This window comes from Actinotalea sp. JY-7876 (assembly GCF_014042015.1).
GTDB lineage: Bacteria > Actinomycetota > Actinomycetes > Actinomycetales > Cellulomonadaceae > Actinotalea.
Map to the genome: position 1 here is coordinate 1,167,043 of NZ_CP059493.1, position 17,495 is coordinate 1,184,537.

Below are 17,495 nucleotides of genomic sequence, written 5' to 3' on the forward strand. Positions count from 1 at the left end.
TACGGCGCGACGGCGCGTGGTCGGGCAACGCGGCGCTGCCCGGCGCTGCCCGGATGCGCACCGGGTCGGCTCTGGCAGGATCGAAGGGTGCCTGCCGACCTGCCTGCCGACCACCCCGACCGTCCCGCCGCCGGGGACCTTCCCCCGGCGCTGCTGGCCCTCGCCGAGCGCTACGGCGTCGTGAAGGACTTCTGGGGCTTCGGCGGTGTGCTCACGCAGGTGAGCGAGACGACGCTGGTCGCCGTGCTGGCCGCGCTCGGCGTCGACGCCTCCACGCCGGAGCGGGCGGCGCTCGCGCTCGAGCGGGCCGAGGACGAGGAGTGGCGCCGGCCGCTGCCGCCCGTCGTCGTGCTGCGCGAGGGCACCACGCGCGAGGTGCCCGTCCACGTGCTCGACGGTGACCCCCTCGAGGCGTGGCTCGAGCTCGACCCGGAGGAGGGCGGCGGGCGCCGCGAGCTGGAGCAGCTCGACCGCTACGTGCCGCCGCGCACGGTGGACGGACGCACCCTGGGGCGCGCGACCGTCGAGATCCCCGCCGGGGTGCCGCTCGGGTGGCACACGCTCGTCGCGACCAGCGCCGGCACGACGTCGCGCACGACGGTCGTCGTGACGCCCCCGAGGCTCGAGCTGTCCCACGGCCTCGACGAGCGACGCGCCTGGGGCCTCATGGCGCAGCTGTACTCGGTGCGCTCCGCGCGCTCGTGGGGGGTCGGCGACCTGGCGGACCTGCGGGAGATGGCGTGGCTCGCCGGGCGACGCACCGGTGCGGACTTCCTGCTCATCAACCCGCTGCACGCCGGGGAGCCGGTGCCGCCGCTGTCGCCCTCGCCCTACCTGCCGGCCAGCCGGCGCTTCGTCCACCCGCTCTACCTGCGCGTCGAGGACATCCCCGAGACGGCGTACCTGCCGGTCGCCGAGCGCTCGCTGGTCGAGTGGCAGGCCGAGGTCGCGCGTCCGCTGAGCGAGGACCCCGGGCCGATCGACCGCGACACCGCCTGGGAGGCGAAGCGGGTGGCCCTCGACGTCGTGTTCGCCGCGCCGCGGTCGGCCGCGCGCCAGGCAGCGTTCGACACGTTCCGGCGCGAGCAGGGCCAGGGGCTGGAGGACTTCGCGCTGTGGTGCGCGATGCAGGAGCACTTCGCGGGCGAGGAGTGGCCCGCGGGTGCCGACGACCGCCACTCGGACGTCGTCGCGGAGCTGCGCACGCGCCTCGCGGACCGGATCACCTTCTGGGCGTGGCTCCAGTGGGTCGCCGACGAGCAGCTCGCCGACGCCCAGCGCGCGGCCCTCGAGGGCGGCATGCGGATCGGGATCATGCACGACCTCGCCGTCGGGGTGCACCCGGAGGGCGCCGACGCGTGGTCGATGCGGGACGTGCTCGCGCAGGGCGTCTCGGTCGGCGCACCGCCGGACATGTACAACCAGCAGGGCCAGGACTGGTCGCAGCCCCCGTGGCGTCCCGACGCGCTCGCGCGCGCCGCGTACGCGCCGTACCGGGACATGCTCCGCACGGTGCTGCGGCACGCGGGCGCCATCCGCATCGACCACGTCATCGGGCTGTTCCGCCTGTGGTGGATCCCCCAGGGGCACGGTGCCCAGGAGGGCGCGTACGTCCGCTACGACCACGAGGCGCTCATCGGGATCCTCGCGCTCGAGGCGCACCGGGCGAACGCCGTCGTCATCGGCGAGGACCTGGGCACCTTCGAGCCGTGGGTGCGCGACTACCTCACGGAGCGCGGGATCCTCGGCACCTCGGTGCTCTGGTTCGAGTGGGAGGGCGACCGGCCGATGCCGCCCGAGCGGTACCGGCGTCTCGCGCTGGCGACGGTGACGACGCACGACCTGCCGCCGACGGCGGGCTACCTGGCGCTCGAGCACGTGGACCTGCGCGACCGGCTCGGCCTGCTGAACGAGCCCGTCGAGAAGGTGCGCGAGGCCGCGCGCGCCGAGCGGGACCAGATGCTCGCCGTGGTGGCCGAGCGCGGGCTGGTCGGCGCGGACCCCTCCGAGCGGCAGCTCGTCGAGGCGCTGCACCGCCTGGTCATGGCGTCTCCCTCCGTGCTCGTCGGGGTCTCGCTCGCCGACGCGGTGGGGGAGCGGCGCGCCCAGAACCAGCCCGGCACCGACCAGGAGTACCCCAACTGGCGGGTCCCGCTCGCCGACTCGGCGCAGCGCCTCGTCATGGTCGACGACCTGTTCGACAACCCGCGCCTGCGCTCCCTCGTGGCCGCCCTGCGCGGCTGACCGGGCGGGCGGGGCGAGCGGCGACGTGGCTCCAGGGTCATTGCCCGTGGCCTGCGGTGCGGTGCCCGTGGCGGCGCGGGCGGTGCGGCGCGTGCGCGTCGTCGGGCACCAGGCGGTGGGCAAGACGCGACTCGCGCACCGGATCGGCGCGCGCCTCGGCGTGCCCGTGATCGAGGTGGACGCGCTCATGCGCCTTCCCGGCGGGGAGGCGGCCGACGTCGCCGCCTACCGCGCGGCGTGCGCCCGGGCCCTCGCCGATGCTCCCGCGGGCTGGGTGGTCGACGGCGACGACGCGGCGCAGGTGGGCCTGGCGTACGCCGAGGCCGACGTCGTGCTGTGGCTCGAGGCGCACTCGCTCGTCACCTTCGGTCGGCTCGTGGGCCGACTGCTCCGTCCGCGCCCCGGCTGGACCCGGGCCGCCGAGGCGTCGGCGCTGCGGTGGGCCGTGGCGCACCGCGCGGCCGAGCGCCGCCGCTGGTCGCGGCTCGCGGCCGCGGACCCGGGGCGCTGGCTGCGTCTGGGCAGGCGGGCCGCCGCGGGCTGGGTCGCGACGCGTGGTGCGGTGCCGGGCGGCGAAGCGCCGGGCTCGGACGCGGCGCCCTCGGGGGTGCCGGGGGTCGGGCACCAGAACGGCGTGGCGGGTCGGGGCCGCCGGGTGCGGGTCTTCGGCACGTCCGGCAGCGGCAAGACGACGTTCGCCCGGGCGCTCGCCCAGCGGCGCGGGGTGCCCCACCTCGAGCTCGACGCGATCTTCCACCAGCCCGGGTGGCGGCCCGCGTCCGAGGAGGAGTTCCACGCCGGCATCCGGGCGTTCCTCGCCGCCGCGCCCGCAGGCTGGGTCGTCGACGGCAACTACACGGCGCGGGTCGGTCCCCTGCTCGACGACGCGGACACCGTCGTCTGGCTCGACTTCCCGCGCCACGTCGTCATGGCCCGCGTGATCCGCCGGACCCTGGGCCGCCTGCTGAGCCGCCGCGAGCTGTGGAACGGCAACCGCGAGAGCTGGCGCGGGCTGGTCGCGCGCGACCCCGAGGAGAACATCGTGCTCTGGGCCTGGCGCTCGCACGCCGACAACGCCGTCCGGTTCCAGCAGATGCAGGCACCGCACTGGGTCCGGCTGCGCTCCCCGCGCGCCGCCCGCCGCTGGCTGGCGACCACCCACCCCTGACGGTCCCTGTCACCCCGACCCCGACCCCGACCCCGACCGTCCCGACCGGGAAGCCCGACCCGACCTCACGCCTCCGAGCGCGGAGCGTCGTGCCGGGACACACCGGCGTGTCCCGGCACGACGCTCCACGCTCCCGGCACGCCGCTCCGCGCGCGGGCACGGTGCTCCGCGTCGGGCACGGTGCTCCGCGGTTCAGTGCATCGCGCTGGCACCTGCCACCGACTCAGCACGGGCCAGCCGGGCGCGGGTCTCCCACCGATCCGGACCGGGAGCACCACCCGGAACCCACCACCACCGCGACCGTGGAGCGTCGTGCCGGGACACACCGGCGTGTCCTGGCACGACGCTCCACGGTCGGAGCACAACCCTCCGCGTCGGGGCACGGTGCTCCGCATGGGGCACGACGCTCCGCGGTCCGGGCACGAGGCTCCGCGTGGGGCACGAGGCTCCGCGTGGGGCACGGTGCTCCGCGGTGCGGGTGGGTGGGGGTCAGGTGCGGTCGCGCTCCTGGGCTGCCAGGGCCCGGCGCACGCCGTCGCGGTTCTCGACGACGAGGCGGCGCAGGGCCGGGTGGCGGTCGCCGAGCTGCTCGAGGAACGCGTCCGTGCGGGCGAGGACGTCGACCTCGCCGGACCCGGCCAGCTGGGTCGGGTAGAGGCCGACGACGACGTTCTGCGCGATCTCGTTGGTGCGCTCGGTCCACACCCGCTCGATCGCGGCGAAGTACGCCTCGACGAACGGGACCAGGAGCCCGCGGTCGTGCACGCGCCCGAAGCCGGCGATCGTCGACGTCTGGAGCGCGTTCGCGAGCTCGTCGCGCTCGACGACGGCGTCCCACGCGGCGCGCTTCGCGTCGGGCGTCGGGACGGCGGCGCGGGCCGCGGCCGCGGCGCGCTCGCCGGTCGCCGTCGCGTCCGCCGCGAGCTGGGCCGCGATCTCCGGCTCACCCGCGCGGCCACCGGCCGCCAGGCTCGTGAGCAGCTCCCACCGCAGGTCGGTGTCGATCGTCAGCCCGTCGAGCGCTGCGCTGCCGTCGAGCAGCGCGGCCACCGCGTCGAGCTGTGCGGGCGTCGCCGCGCGGGCGGCGAAGGCCTTGAGCAGCTGGAGCTGGGTGTCGCTGCCCGGTGCGGCGGCGCGCGCGAGCGCGAGCAGCCGGTCGGCCGCCTCGCGCCCGACCGCGTCACGGTGCTCGGGGGCGACGTACAGGTCCAGCGCGGTGGTGAGCTGGCGCAGCAGCACCAGCACGACCGAGGAGTCCGTCTCGTGCGCGATGTTGGCGAGCACGAGCGCCACGAAGTCACGGGCACCGAGCTCGCCGTCGCGCGCCATGTCCCAGGCGGCGCTCCACACGAGCGTGCGGGGCAGCGAGTCCGTGAACGAGTGCAGGTGCGCCGTCGCCAGCTCCAGCGACGCCGGGTCCAGGCGCACCTTGGCGTACGCGAGGTCGTCGTCGTTGACCAGGATCAGGGCCGGGCGCTCCTGGCCGACGAGCTCGGGGACCTCGGTGCGCTCGCCGTCGACGTCGAGCTCGACGCGCAGCGTGCGCTCGAGGACGACGGCGCCGTCGGGCTGCTCGACGAGGTCGTAGCCGCCGATCGCCAGGCGGTGCGGACGCTGGACGGGGTGCTCGGCCGGCACCTCCTGCAGGACCGCGAAGGACCTGATGACGCCGTCCGCGTCCGTCTCGACCTGGGGCCGCAGGAGCGTCACGCCGGCCCGCTCCAGCCACAGCGCGGACCACGGGGCGAGGTCGCGGCCGCTCGTCGCCTCGAGCTCGGTGAGCAGGTCCCGCAGCTCGGTGTTGCCCCACGCGTGCTTCGCGAAGTACGCGCGCACACCGGCCAGGAACTGCTCCTGGCCCACCCAGGCCACGAGCTGCTTGAGGACCGAGGCGCCCTTGGCGTAGGTGATGCCGTCGAAGTTCACCTCGACGTCCTCGAGGTCGCGGATGTCGGCGACGATCGGGTGCGTGGACGGCAGCTGGTCCTGGCGGTACGCCCAGGACTTCTCGAGCGAGGAGAACGTCGTCCACGCCTGGGTCCAGCGCGTCGCCTCGGCCGCCGCGAGGGTCGAGGCGTACTCGGCGAAGGACTCGTTGAGCCACAGGTCGTCCCACCAGCGCATGGTCACGAGGTCGCCGAACCACATGTGGGCGAGCTCGTGCAGGATCGTCACCGCGCGGCGTTCGACGGTCGCCTCCGGCACCTTGGAGCGGAAGACGTAGTTCTCGAGGAACGTCACCGCCCCCGCGTTCTCCATCGCGCCGGCGTTGAACTCCGGGACGAAGATCTGGTCGTACTTGGCGAAGGGGTAGGGCATCCCGAACGCCTGCTCGTAGAACGCGAAGCCTGCGCGCGTCACGTCGAGGATGTTGTCGGTGTCGAGGTACTGCGCGAGCGACGCCCGGCACAGCACGCCGAGCGGGATGGTCCGCCCGTCGCTGCTCGTGAGCTCGCCGTCCTCACGGTGGTAGGGCCCCGCGACGATCGCGGTGATGTAGCTCGAGATCCGCGGCGTCGGGGCGAAGGACCAGCGCGCCACGGGCGAGTCGGTGCCGGTGAGCAGCAGGGGCTCGGGCGTCGGCGAGTTCGAGATCACGGTCCAGTGCGCCGGTGCGGTCACGGCGAAGGCGAAGGTGGCCTTGAGGTCGGGCTGCTCGAAGACGGCGAAGACCCGGCGCGAGTCCGCGACCTCGAACTGCGAGTACAGGTAGACCTCGTCGTCGACGGGGTCGACGAACCGGTGCAGGCCCTCACCGGTGTTCATGTAGGCGCAGTCCGCGACGACCCGCACCTCGTTCTCCTCCGCCAGGCCCTCGAGCGCGATCCGCGAGTCGGCGACCACGACGGCCGGGTCGAGCGACCGGCCGTTGAGCACGACCTCGTGCACGGTGGGCGCGATGAGGTCGAGGAAGGTCGCCGCCCCGGGGGTCGCCGCGAACCGCACCACGGTGGTGGAGGCGAACGTCCGGGGACCGGTGGTCAGGTCGAGGGCGACGTCGTACGAGTGCACGCGGACGAGGCCGGCGCGCTCTCGTGCCTCGGCGCGGGTGAGGTTCTCAGCGGGCACGGTGGTGGGTCCTTCCGGCGGCGGGCGGTGGCCGGCGCAGGGCCGGCCCGGTGCTGCCGCGATCCTTTCACGCCGCGCTGGGCCCGCCGGGCCACGCCCCGGCGCCGGCACCTCGGTTGGCGGCGCGCGCACCGCTGGGCCAGAGTGCGGTGGCCGCCAGACCCTGGACGAGCACGACCCCGACCACGAGGAGCCGCATGACCACCGCCGAGTTCTGGTTCGACCCCGTCTGCCCGTGGGCGTGGATGACGTCGCGCTGGATGACCGAGGTCACCCGGGTGCGCGACGTCGACGTGCGGTGGAGCGTCATGAGCCTCGCGGTGCTCAACGAGGGCCGCGACCTGTCCGAGTCCTACCGGCGCTCGATGGACGCGGCGTGGGGACCGGTCCGCGTCGTGACCGCCGCGCGCCTGGCGCACGGCGAGGACGTCGTCAAGCCGCTGTACGACGCGATCGGCACGCGCCTGCACCCGGGCGGGCGCGCCGGCGAGCGCATGGCCGTCGTCGCCGAGGCCCTGGACGACGTCGGCCTGCCGGCCGAGCTTCTCGCCGCGGCGGACACCGACGAGTACGACGACGCCCTGCGCGCCTCGCACCAGCGCGCGATCGATCTCGTCGGGGACGACGTCGGCACGCCCGTGATCTCGATCGACGGGGCCGCCTTCTTCGGTCCGGTGATGACTCCCGCGCCCAAGGGCGAGGAGGCCGGCCGCCTCTGGGACGGTTTCGTCCTCGTCACCGGCGTCCCGGGGTTCTACGAGCTCAAGCGCTCGCGGACGCAGGGGCCGATCTTCGACTGACGGACCGCGGCGCGCCCCGGCGCGGTCCCGGGAGCGCCCTGGGCCGGCGTCGGGGCGTGTCGCGTTCACCCGTTCGGCCGTGGCATGCTGCCGTGTCGACCGATGGTCGATCAGGTCGGACCGGCAGCGAGGAGCACGATGGCGGACGGGTCGCCCGCGGCGGGCGGGGCTCGCCGTGGCCTGGGTCCGGGACTGACGACGTTCGTCGTCGTCGACGTGATCCTGGTCGTGACGTTCTTCATCCTGCTGGCGATGTCGGGAGGAGGCGGCGGCGGCGAGCCCGTCGCGGAGCCGGAGCCCTCGCCAGCGAGCGTCGAGCCCGAGACCACGCCCGAGGCCAGTGCGCCGGAGGAGCCGGAGGACGTCGAGGCCCTGCCCGCGTTCACCCTGCCGAGCGGCAACATCTGGTGCTCGATGACCGACACGTCGGCGACGTGCACGATCTTCAGCTTCACCTACCCCGCGCCGGACCTCCCCGAGGGCTGCACCGGCACCGCCGGGAACGTGCTCGAGGTCGTCGTGGGCCAGGACCCGCGCTTCGCGTGCGTGGAGGGTTCGCCGCCCTCACCGCCGGAGGGCACGCCCATGCTCGACTACGGACAGGGCTCGACCATCGGCGAGATGACCTGCCTGAGCTCGCGCAACGGGGTCTTCTGCCGCCACAACCCGACCGGCGACGGGTTCTCGCTCGCCCGCGCGGGCGCGCAGTTCTTCTGACGGACGCCCGCCCTCCGACGGAGCGCGCCGTCCTCGCCGGCCGAGCCGGGCGCGCTCCCGCCGGACGTGCCGGCGGGAGCGCGGCGCCTCACCAGATCCGGACGCGCTCCTCGGGGGCGAGGTACAGCGCGTCGCCCGGCTGCACGTCGTACGCGGCGTAGAACTCGTCGAGGTTGCGCACGACGCCGTTGCACCGGAACTCGTTGGGCGAGTGCGGGTCCGTCGCGAGCCGGCGCACCATCTCCTCGTCGCGCATCTTGCTCTGCCACACCTGCGCCCAGCCGAGCAGCACGCGCTGCACGCCGGTGAGGCCGTCGATCACGGGCGCCTCCTCGAGCGGGCGCCCGAGGGCGATGCGGTAGGCCTTCAGCGCGATCGACAGGCCACCGAGGTCGCCGATGTTCTCCCCGACCGTGAGCGCGCCGTTGACGTGGTGCCCCGCGTCGAGCTGCTCCGGGCTGAAGGCCGAGTACTGCTCGACGAGGGCGCGCGTGCGCTTGTCGAACTCGGTGCGGTCCTGCTCGGTCCACCAGTCCTCGAGGCGGCCGGCGCCGTCGTACTTGCTGCCCTGGTCGTCGAACCCGTGCCCGATCTCGTGACCGATGACGGCGCCGATGCCACCGAAGTTGACGGCGTCCTCGGCCTCGGGGTCGAAGAACGGCGGCTTGAGGATCGCGGCGGGGAAGACGATCTCGTTCATGCCGGGGTTGTAGTAGGCGTTGACCGTCTGCGGCGTCATGAACCACTCGTCGCGGTCGACGGGCCGGCCGATCTTGCGCAGCTCCCGGTCCTGCTCGTACGCGTAGGAGCGGCGCACGTTGCCCAGCAGGTCGTCGGCCGTGAGCTCGAGGCCCTCGTAGGACTTCCAGCGGTCGGGGTAGCCGATCTTCGGCGTGAACGCCTCGAGCTTCGCGAGCGCCTTGGCGCGCGTCTGCTCACCCATCCAGTCCAGGCCGGTGATGGACTCGCGGTAGGCCTCGACGAGGTGCGCCACCAGCTCGACCATGCGCTCCTTGTGCGCCGGCGGGAAGTGGCGCTCGACGAAGACCTGGCCGACGGCCTCGCCCAGCGCGCCCTCGACGAGCGAGACCCCGCGCTTCCAGCGGTCGCGCAGCTCGGTCGTGCCGCTGAGGACGGTGCCGTAGAAGTCGAAGTTCGCGCGCACCACCGCGTCGTGCAGGTAGGGGGCGCGGGCGCTGACGAGGTGGTAGCGGAACCAGGCCCGCCAGCGGTCCAGGGGCGCGTCGGCCCAGAGGCGCGCGAAGCCCTCGGCGAAGTCCGGCTCGCGCACGACGAGCTGGTCGAACGCGCTGCTCGGCACCCGGAGCGCGGCCGCCCAGGCGGTCCAGTCGAAGCCCGGCGCGCGCTCGACGAGCCCGGCGAGGGTCATGGGGTTGTACGTGAGGTCGGCGTCGCGGTCGCGCACGACGTCCCAGTGGGCGCCGGCGAGGTCCGTCTCGAGCGCGACGACGTCGTCCGCCCCGGCCTCCGCGGCGCCCGCCTCGAGGCCCGTGAGCCGCAGCATGCGCGCCACGTGCGCGCGGTACTTCTCGCGCACCGGCGCGTACTGCTCCTCGCGGTAGTACGCCTCGTCGGGCAGGCCGAGACCGCCCTGCGTGAGGTGCACGACGTAGCGGTCGGGGTCCTTGGCGTCGTTGTCGACCCAGAAGCCGACGGCGCCCGCACCGCCGGTGCGCTGGAGCTCACCGAGCAGGGTCGTCAGCGCGGCGCGGTCCGGCGCGGCGTCGATCGCCGCCAGCTCCTCGCGGAGCGGCTCGAGCGCGAGGCGCTCGACGGTCTCGGTGTCCATGAAGCTCGCGTACAGGGCGCCGACCTGGGCCGCGGCGCCCGTGACCGCGCCACCGGCGGCCACGCTCGCGCCGAGCTCCTCGATGATCGCCCGGACCTGCTCCTCGGCCTCGTCGTGCAGCGCGCGGAAGGCGCCGTCGGCCGCGCGGTCGGCGGGGATCACGTGCTCGGCGAGCCACCGGCCGTTGACGTGGCGGTAGAGGTCGTCCTGGGGGCGCACGGCGGGGTCGAGCGCCGCGCGGTCGATCCCGCTGCGCAGGGTCTCGGTGTCCTGAGGGGTGGTCATCGCCCCAGGTTAGGCGAGCGGCCCGCGGCGGTCGCGCGTGCTGGCAGGATGGCGCTATGCGCATCCACATCGCCGCCGACCACGCCGGGTTCGAGCTCAAGGCGCACCTCGTCGAGCACCTGCGCGCGGGTGGCCACGACGTCGTCGACCACGGCGCCCACGTCTACGACGCGGAGGACGACTACCCGTCGTTCTGCTTCGCGGCGGGCGAGGCCGTCGTCGCCGAACCGGGCAGTCTCGGCATCGTCATCGGCGGCTCCGGCAACGGCGAGCAGATCGCCGCGAACAAGGTGCGCGGCGTGCGGGCGGCCCTCGCGTGGAGCACCGAGACGGCCGCCCTCGCCCGCGCGCACAACGACGCGAACGTGGTCGCGATCGGCGCGCGTCAGCACTCCGTGGACGACGCGACGGCGATCGTCGAGACGTTCCTCGCCGAGCCGTTCAGCGGCAACCCGCGCCACCAGCGCCGCATCGACCAGCTGGCGGCCTACGAGGCCTGACGCCCACGCCGGGGCGGCCGCTCAGAAGCCCCAGCTGCACCCGGGCGCGAGCGGCCAGCCGAACGCCGTGGCGGTCGGCGCCAGCGAGCCGGGGCGTCGCTCGGCGACCAGGCCGGCGCCGGCGAGGGCAGCCAGGCTCGTGCCGCCCAGGTAGGCGGTCCCGAGCTCGCGGACGTCCAGCGCCAGGTCGGCGTCCCGCGACGCCGGTGCCACCTCGGCGCCCTCGGCGTCGCCGCGCAGGTGCCACCGGCCCGTGTTGGCGGGGACGAGGTCGTCCGTCACCTCCAGGACGACGTCGACGGGCGCGGCGTACCGACGCGCCGCGAGGGCGGCCGGGACGTCGAGCACCCGGACCCACACGTGGTCCGGCGTGCGCGGGAGCGCCGCCCGCAGGTCGACGAGCAGGTCCGCGATCGGGTCGTCCACGGGCAGGTGATGCGCCTCGGTGGTCGCCATGAGGTCGAGATCCACCAGGACGCCCCACAGGGCCCGTGCCGCCGCGGGCTCGGCCGCCATGATCTCGCGGACGTCGACGCGCCCCCGCGGGCCTGCGGGGTCCCTGACCGGGGTGCGCCGGAACATCGCGTACCCGACCGGCTCGCCCTCGCGCTCGGCGACGGCGATGCGCAGCGTCTCGGCGCCGTCCCGCAGGGGCTCGGGGTCGTCGAGGAAGACGCGGCGCAGCTCCGGCGTGTCCCGTGTCGCCCAGCCCGGGCGCTCGACGGCGCCGTGGAGCCGGTGCACCAGCGCGTCGTGGCGCTCGGGGTCGAGACGTTCCAGGCGGACGCGCACGTCCCGCCAGCCCGGGACGTCGCGCAGCGCGGCGCCGCGGGGGATGGTGAGCGCCAGCCGCCTCATCGCCATGCCGTACCCGAACCGTCCGTAGATGGCCGGCTCGGCCGCCGTGAGCGCCGAGACGGCCTCCCCACGGGCGAGGCTGCGGCCCACGTGGTCGGCGATCATGGCGCGCAGCAGGCCGCGTCGCCGGTGCGCCGGGTGGACGGCCACCCAGGTCAGGCCGGCGACCGGCGTGCGCGCACCGGGGACCGGGAACGTCGTGAACGGGTAGGACGCGTGGAGGCCCACGAGCTCACCGTCGTCCGTCTCGATGCCGCGCGTGCGCTCCCAGGTCAGGGGCGTCGGCCACGTGTGCGTCTGCGCCTCGATGCTCGTCGGGAACGCCCACGCGTCGAGCGTCAACATCTCCTCGCGGCGCTCCGCGGTGACGTCCACGAGCCGGTAGCCGCCGGGCAGGGGGGACGGGCGCACGGCCGTGGTGGCCGTGGGGCCGGTGCGGGGCGCGGTGGGCTCGGAGCCGGGTGAGTTCACGGCCCCATCCTGGCCGCGCGGCGCGCCCGGGTCACCCCGTTTCGGCACGGGAGGGCCGCGAGGGGCCCGCGCTCGGTAGCCTCGCCCCGTGAGCCTCGCCGCAGCGCCACGCCCGGTGGCACGGACGAGGCGGACCCGTGCCGGTGCCCCGCGCCGCCTGCGGCGCCTGCGCGCCCCGCGCCGCTCGGCGCCCCTGAGCCGCCAGGTGCTCTCGGGAGCCGCGCTCGTCGCCGCCTCGGGCCTGGCGGCGGCCGGGATGATCGTCGAGCCGCGGTGGGTCCCGCCCGGCGTCATGCTCTTCGTCATCCTGCTCGGCGTGTTCGTGCTCCGCCTGCGGGCGATGGTGGTGCTCTGCGTGGCCGTCGCCGTGCAGGTGGCCGCCCTCGAGCTCACCGGACGCGTGCGTCTCGCCCCGGGAGAGCTCGCGGTGCTCGTCCTGGCCATCGCCTGCGGGCTGGCCTTCGTCCGGTCCCGGGAGCGGCGTGGCCTGCAGGGCGCGGCGAGCGACCTCATGCTCGTCGACCTGCGGGACCGGCTCGTGCAGCACGGCCGCATCCCGCCCCTGCCTGAGCGCTGGCGGGTCGACAGCCTCGTGCGCTCCGCCTACGGGGAGGCGTTCTCGGGCGACTTCGTCGTCGCCGCGCGGAGCCAGCACGACCTGCAGCTCGAGATCGTCCTCGTCGACGTCTCCGGCAAGGGCCAGGAGGCCGGCGTGCGCTCGCTCCTGCTGTCGGGCGCCTTCGGCGGGCTGCTGGGCGCGATGCCGCGCGAGATGTTCCTGCCGGCGGCCAACGACTACCTCCTCGCGCAGGCCTGGGAGGAGGGCTTCGCGACGGCGGTCCACGTGGCCGTGCGCCTCGACACCGGCCGCTTCTGGATCTCCACCGCGGGCCACCCGCCGGCGGTCCACCTGCACGCCGGCTCGGGCCGGATCGAGACCGTCGACACCTCCGGGGGGCCCGCGCTGGGGGTCGTGCGGGCGCCGGTCTTCGCCGTGCACGAGGGGCAGCTGGAGCGGGGGGACACGCTCATGGTCTACACGGACGGCCTCATCGAGTCCCCGGGCTCCGACGTCGAGCTGGGCATCGACCGGCTCATGGGCCAGGCCGAGCGCATCGTCTCGACCCGGACCGGCGGCGCCGACGCGGTCCTCGCCGGCGTCCGCGCGGGGGAGGGCGACGACCGCGCGCTGATCCTCATCCACCGCGACTGACGCCCCGTGGACGACGACTACCTCGAGGCGGTGCTCGACCTCGTCGCGCAGGTGCCCGCCGGGCGGGTGGTCACCTACGGGACGGTCGCCGAGGTCCTGGCGGACGCGCTCGGACGCGGCGGCCCCCGCCAGGTCGGGCGGGTCATGGCGCGCGCCGGCGCGGACCTGCCCTGGTGGCGGGTGGTCAACGCGTCGGGCCTGCCGCCCGCCCACCTGCGGGGCGAGGCCCTCGACCGGCTCGCGGCCGAGGGCTGCCCGCTGCTCGGGCACGGCGAGGCGCGCCACGTGGCGGTGCGCCGTGCGCTGTGGTGGCCGGACGACGACCGCGACGACGCGCCGCGCTGACTACTCAGCCCAGCGCCCGCCGGGAGCTGATCACCCCGGTGTCGAAGCCCGCGAGGTGCAGCCCGCCGTGGAACCGCGCGTGCTCGATCTTGACGCACCGGTCCATGACCACGTCCAGACCCGCGGCCTCGCCGCGCCGGGCGACGTCCTCGTGCCAGGAGCCGAGCTGGAGCCACAGCGTCCGCGCCCCCACCGCGACCGTCTCGTCCAGGACGCTCGGCAGGTCGTCGTGCCGGCGGAAGACGTCGACGAGGTCGGGCACCACGGGCAGGGCGTCGAGCGAGGGATACACCGGGCGCCCGAGGATCTCGGTCGCCCGCGGGTTGACGAAGTACACGTCGTAGGGCGACGACGACAGCAGGTACGTCGCGACGAAGTAGCTCGCGCGCGAGGCGTTCGCCGACGCGCCGACGAGGGCGATCGACCGCGTCCGGCGCAGGATCGCCAGGCGCTCGGCGGCGCTGGGCCCTGCCCACGTGCGGGCGGTCGGGGCGGGCGCCGGCAGGGCGCAGGCGACGGCGTCGGCCGGTGGCTCGAGGCTCATGCGGGGACCTCCGTGGGGACGGGCGCGACGGCGGGACCCACCGCGGCGTCCAGGGCCTGGTCGAGGTCCCAGAGGATGTCCTCGACGTCCTCCAGTCCGACGCTGATGCGGACCAGGTCCGCCGGGACGCCGGCGGCCTCGAGCTGTTCGGGCGAGAGCTGCTGGTGCGTGGTCGACGCCGGGTGGATGACCAGGGTGCGCGAGTCGCCCACGTTGGCCAGGTGGCTCGCGAGCTGGAGCGACTCGATGAAGCGTCGCCCGGCGTCGCGGCCCGGCACGTCGTCCGAGCCGCGCAGGCCGAACGCGAACACCGCGCCCGGCCCCGCCGGCAGGTACCGCGCGGCGCGCTCGTGGTGCGGGTGGGAGGGCAGGCCGGCCCAGTTGACGTAGCCGACCCGCGGGTCGGCCTCGAGCCACGCCGCGACGGCGCGCGTGTTCGCCAGGTGCGCGTCGAGGCGCTGCGGCAGGGTCTCGACGCCCTGGAGGAGGTTGAACGCCGACTGCGGGGACAGCGCCGGTCCGATGTCGCGCAGCTGCTCGGAGCGCAGCTTGGTGAGGAACCCGTACTCGCCGAAGTTCTCCCACCACGAGACGCCCCCGTACGAGGCCACCGGCTCGGTCATCTGGGGGAACTTCCCGTTGCCCCAGTCGAAGCGCCCGCTCTCGACGACGACGCCGCCGAGCGTGGTGCCGTGCCCGCCCAGGAACTTCGTGACCGAGTGGATGACGACGTCCGCCCCGTGCTCGATCGGGCGGCACAGGTACGGCGTCGCGAGCGTCGCGTCGATGACCAGGGGGACGCCCGCGGCGTGCGCCACCTCGGCGAGGCCGGCGATGTCGGTGACCTCGCCCGAGGGGTTCGCGACGACCTCCGCGTAGACCACCTTGGTCTCCGGCCGGATCGCCGCCGCGTAGTCGGCCGGGTCGGTGCCGGGGACGAACGTCGTCGCGACCCCGAAGCGCCGCAGGGTGACGTCGAGCTGGGTGACCGTGCCGCCGTAGAGCGAGGCGGCGGCCACGACGTGGTCGCCCGCGCCGACGAGCGCGGCGAAGGTGATGAACTCCGCCGACATGCCCGACGCGGTGGCGACCGCGCCGATGCCGCCCTCGAGCGAGGCGATGCGCTCCTCGAGCGCCGCCACCGTCGGGTTCCCGATGCGCGAGTAGATGTTGCCGTACTTCTGGAGCGCGAAGAGGTTCGCCGCGTCGGCCGTGTCGCTGAAGACGAAGCTCGTCGTCTGGTAGATCGGCACGGCGCGGGCGCCGGTCGTGGCGTCGGGGACGCCGCCCGCGTGCAGGGCGCGCGTGCGGAACCCCCAGCGCCGGTCGCTCGTGGGTGCCTGCGGGGTGTCCGTCACTGGACCGTCTCCTTCGGGTGGGCGTGCGCGTGGGTGTGCGGCGCGTGCCGGGCGGTGAGCACGGCCTGGATGCGGGCGAGGGCGCCGGGGTCCTGCAGCGAGGTGACGTCGCCCAGGGCGCGGCCGGCGACGAGGTCGGCGAGCAGGCGGCGCATGATCTTGCCCGAGCGCGTCTTGGGCAGGTCCGGCACGACGACGACGTCCCGCGGCTTGGCGATCGGCCCGATCTCGCGCGCGACGTGCGTGCGCAGCGCCGCGGCGACGTCGGCCGCGTACGCGACCCAGGCGGCCGCGTCCGCCGCCGCGGCCGGGGCGCGCGCCGGGATGACGAACGCCGCCACGGCCTGACCGGTGGTCGGGTCGTCGACGCCCGTCACGCCCGCCTCGCCGACCAGCGGGTGGGCCACCAGCGCCGACTCGATCTCGATCGTCGAGAGCCGGTGCCCGGAGACGTTGATGACGTCGTCGACGCGGCCCAGCAGCCAGATGTCGCCGTCGGCGTCGTAGCGGGCGCCGTCGCCGGCGAAGTAGTAGCCCTGCGCGGCGAAGCGCGACCAGTAGGCGTCGCGGTAGCGCTCCGGGTCGCCCCACACGGTCCGGGCCATGCCCGGCCAGGTGCGGTCCAGGACGAGGAGGCCGCCGGCGCCGGGCGCGACCTGCTCGCCGCGCTCGTCCACGACCTTCGCCGAGATGCCGGGGAGCGGACGCGTCGCCGACCCGGGCTTCAGCGTGCTCACCCCCGGCAGCGGGGCGATCATCGCCGCGCCCGTCTCCGACTGCCACCACGTGTCCACGATCGGGGCGCGACCGCGGCCGACCTGCTCGTGGAACCACACCCAGGCCTCGGGGTTGATGGACTCGCCCACCGTGCCCAGCAGCCGCAGGCTCGACAGGTCCCAGGTGTCGGGCAGGCCGTCCGGGTACCACGTCATGAAGGTCCGGATCAGGGTCGGGGCCGTGTAGTAGGTCGTGACGCCGTAGCGCTCGATGATCTCCCAGTGCCGTCCGGGGTGCGGCGTGCCGGGCGTGCCCTCGTAGATCACCTGCGTGACGCCGTTCGCGAGCGGTCCGTAGATCTCGTAGGTGTGGGCGGTGACCCACGCGAGGTCCGCGGTGCACCAGTGCACGTCGTCCTCGCGGACGTCGAAGACCGCCCAGTGCGTCCACGCCGCCTGGGTGAGGTAGCCGCCGGCCGTGTGGACCAGCCCCTTGGGCTTGCCGGTCGTGCCGGAGGTGTACATCACGAACAGCGGCGTCTCGGCGTCGAAGGCCTCGGCGTCGTGCACGTCGGACGCACCGTCGACGACGTCGTGCCACCACACGTCGCGCCCCGGCGTCCAGGGCACGTCGGGCGTGAGGTCGCCCGTGCGCCGCACGACCAGGACGTGCTCGACGTGGTCCAGGCCCGCGACGGCGGCGTCGGCGCTCGGCTTGGTCGCCACCGCGGCGCCGCGCCGGAACTGGCCGTCCGACGTCACCAGGAGCGTCGCGCCGGTGTCCTGCAGCCGGAAGCGCACCGCCTCGGCGGAGAACCCGCCGAACACGAGCGAGTGCACCGCGCCGATGCGCGCGATCGCGAGCGTCACGACGACGGTCTCGAGCAGCACGGGCAGGTAGACCACGACGCGGTCGCCCCGGCCGACGCCGAGCGCCAGCAGGGCGTTCGCGGCGCGGGAGACCTCGCGCTGGAGCTCGGCGTAGGTGACGCTGCGCCGGTCGCCCGGCTCGCCCTCGACGTGCAGGGCGACCTTGTCGCCGCGGCCCGCCGCCACGTGCCGGTCGACGCAGTTCACGGCCACGTTGAGGCGCCCGCCCTCGAACCACGTGGCGCGCGGGACGGTGAGCTCACCCGGGCGGTCGGGGTCGGGCACCGCGGGCGCCCAGGTGTGGGCGGTGTGCCACGGCTGCGCCCACTCGAGGCGCTCGGCGGCCCGCTCCCAGAAGCCGACGTGGTCGGCGTCGCCCTCGGCCGCCAGGCGCGCGTGGTCCGCCGGGGTGACGTTGGCGCTCGCGCGCAGGTGCGCCGGGGCGGGGTAGGCGCGGTCCTCGGTGAGCAGCGCCGCGATCGCGTCGGACGCGCTCGCGGGGCGGGGGAGCGTGACGGGCTGGATGT

13 protein-coding genes are annotated in these 17,495 nt (G+C 75.1%); 7 read left to right on the top strand and 6 right to left on the bottom strand.

Annotated elements, in window-relative coordinates; all coding sequences use genetic code 11:
• The first annotated feature begins 87 nt into the window (after positions 1–87).
• Complete coding sequence (malQ, locus tag H2O74_RS05550) at positions 88–2,244, top strand: 4-alpha-glucanotransferase (RefSeq protein ID WP_255491806.1); 2,157 nt, start codon at positions 88–90, stop codon at positions 2,242–2,244.
• Positions 2,245–2,290: 46 nt separating this feature from the next.
• Complete coding sequence (locus tag H2O74_RS16830; RefSeq protein WP_304518620.1) at positions 2,291–3,412, top strand: hypothetical protein; 1,122 nt, start codon at positions 2,291–2,293, stop codon at positions 3,410–3,412.
• A 489-nt stretch (positions 3,413–3,901) separates the two neighbouring features.
• Here H2O74_RS16830 and pepN read toward each other — a convergent pair whose 3' ends face one another.
• Positions 3,902–6,481, bottom strand: a complete 2,580-nt coding sequence (pepN, locus tag H2O74_RS05560) for an aminopeptidase N (protein WP_182113492.1) — start codon at positions 6,479–6,481, stop codon at positions 3,902–3,904.
• A gap of 197 nt (positions 6,482–6,678) precedes the next feature.
• Between pepN and H2O74_RS05565 the strand changes: the two genes are divergently transcribed.
• Together H2O74_RS05565 and H2O74_RS05570 are read left to right on the top strand one after the other, a co-directional pair.
• Positions 6,679–7,281, top strand: a complete 603-nt coding sequence (locus H2O74_RS05565; RefSeq protein WP_182113493.1) for a DsbA family protein — start codon at positions 6,679–6,681, stop codon at positions 7,279–7,281.
• 138 nt (positions 7,282–7,419) lie between these two features.
• Positions 7,420–7,998, top strand: coding sequence for a hypothetical protein (locus H2O74_RS05570; RefSeq protein WP_182113494.1), 579 nt, complete (start codon positions 7,420–7,422; stop codon positions 7,996–7,998).
• Between the two features lie 88 nt (positions 7,999–8,086).
• Here the strand turns inward: H2O74_RS05570 and H2O74_RS05575 are convergent, their stop codons facing one another.
• Positions 8,087–10,093 carry a M13 family metallopeptidase gene (locus tag H2O74_RS05575; RefSeq protein WP_182113495.1) on the bottom strand — a complete coding sequence of 669 codons (2,007 nt, stop codon included), beginning with the start codon at positions 10,091–10,093 and terminating at the stop codon, positions 8,087–8,089.
• 56 nt (positions 10,094–10,149) lie between these two features.
• On the opposite strand from H2O74_RS05575, the gene H2O74_RS05580 reads away from it, so the two are divergent.
• On the top strand, positions 10,150–10,593 hold the full coding sequence (locus H2O74_RS05580) for a ribose-5-phosphate isomerase (RefSeq protein WP_182113496.1): 444 nt from the start codon (positions 10,150–10,152) through the stop codon (positions 10,591–10,593).
• A 21-nt stretch (positions 10,594–10,614) separates the two neighbouring features.
• Here the strand turns inward: H2O74_RS05580 and H2O74_RS05585 are convergent, their stop codons facing one another.
• Positions 10,615–11,922 (bottom strand): GNAT family N-acetyltransferase, encoded by a 1,308-nt coding sequence (locus H2O74_RS05585; RefSeq protein ID WP_255491807.1) that lies wholly within the window; start codon positions 11,920–11,922, stop codon positions 10,615–10,617.
• An 88-nt stretch (positions 11,923–12,010) separates the two neighbouring features.
• On the opposite strand from H2O74_RS05585, the gene H2O74_RS05590 reads away from it, so the two are divergent.
• Together H2O74_RS05590 and H2O74_RS05595 are read left to right on the top strand one after the other, a co-directional pair.
• Positions 12,011–13,135, top strand: coding sequence for a PP2C family protein-serine/threonine phosphatase (locus H2O74_RS05590; RefSeq protein ID WP_188037248.1), 1,125 nt, complete (start codon positions 12,011–12,013; stop codon positions 13,133–13,135).
• A 6-nt stretch (positions 13,136–13,141) separates the two neighbouring features.
• Complete coding sequence (locus tag H2O74_RS05595) at positions 13,142–13,480, top strand: MGMT family protein (RefSeq protein ID WP_182113498.1); 339 nt, start codon at positions 13,142–13,144, stop codon at positions 13,478–13,480.
• 4 nt (positions 13,481–13,484) lie between these two features.
• On the opposite strand, the gene H2O74_RS05600 is transcribed toward H2O74_RS05595, so the two are convergent.
• Genes H2O74_RS05600 through acs form a run of 3 tightly spaced genes read right to left on the bottom strand, consistent with a single transcriptional unit; the run spans position 13,485 to position 17,493 of the window.
• Positions 13,485–14,024 (bottom strand): CoA-binding protein, encoded by a 540-nt coding sequence (locus tag H2O74_RS05600; protein ID WP_182113499.1) that lies wholly within the window; start codon positions 14,022–14,024, stop codon positions 13,485–13,487.
• Complete coding sequence (locus tag H2O74_RS05605) at positions 14,021–15,382, bottom strand: O-acetylhomoserine aminocarboxypropyltransferase/cysteine synthase family protein (RefSeq protein ID WP_182113500.1); 1,362 nt, start codon at positions 15,380–15,382, stop codon at positions 14,021–14,023. Before H2O74_RS05605 ends, H2O74_RS05600 begins: the two co-directional genes overlap by 4 nt.
• Positions 15,379–17,493 carry an acetate--CoA ligase gene (gene acs / locus H2O74_RS05610; RefSeq protein ID WP_370525896.1) on the bottom strand — a complete coding sequence of 705 codons (2,115 nt, stop codon included), beginning with the start codon at positions 17,491–17,493 and terminating at the stop codon, positions 15,379–15,381. Before acs ends, H2O74_RS05605 begins: the two co-directional genes overlap by 4 nt.
• Between the last annotated feature and the right edge of the window lie 2 nt (positions 17,494–17,495).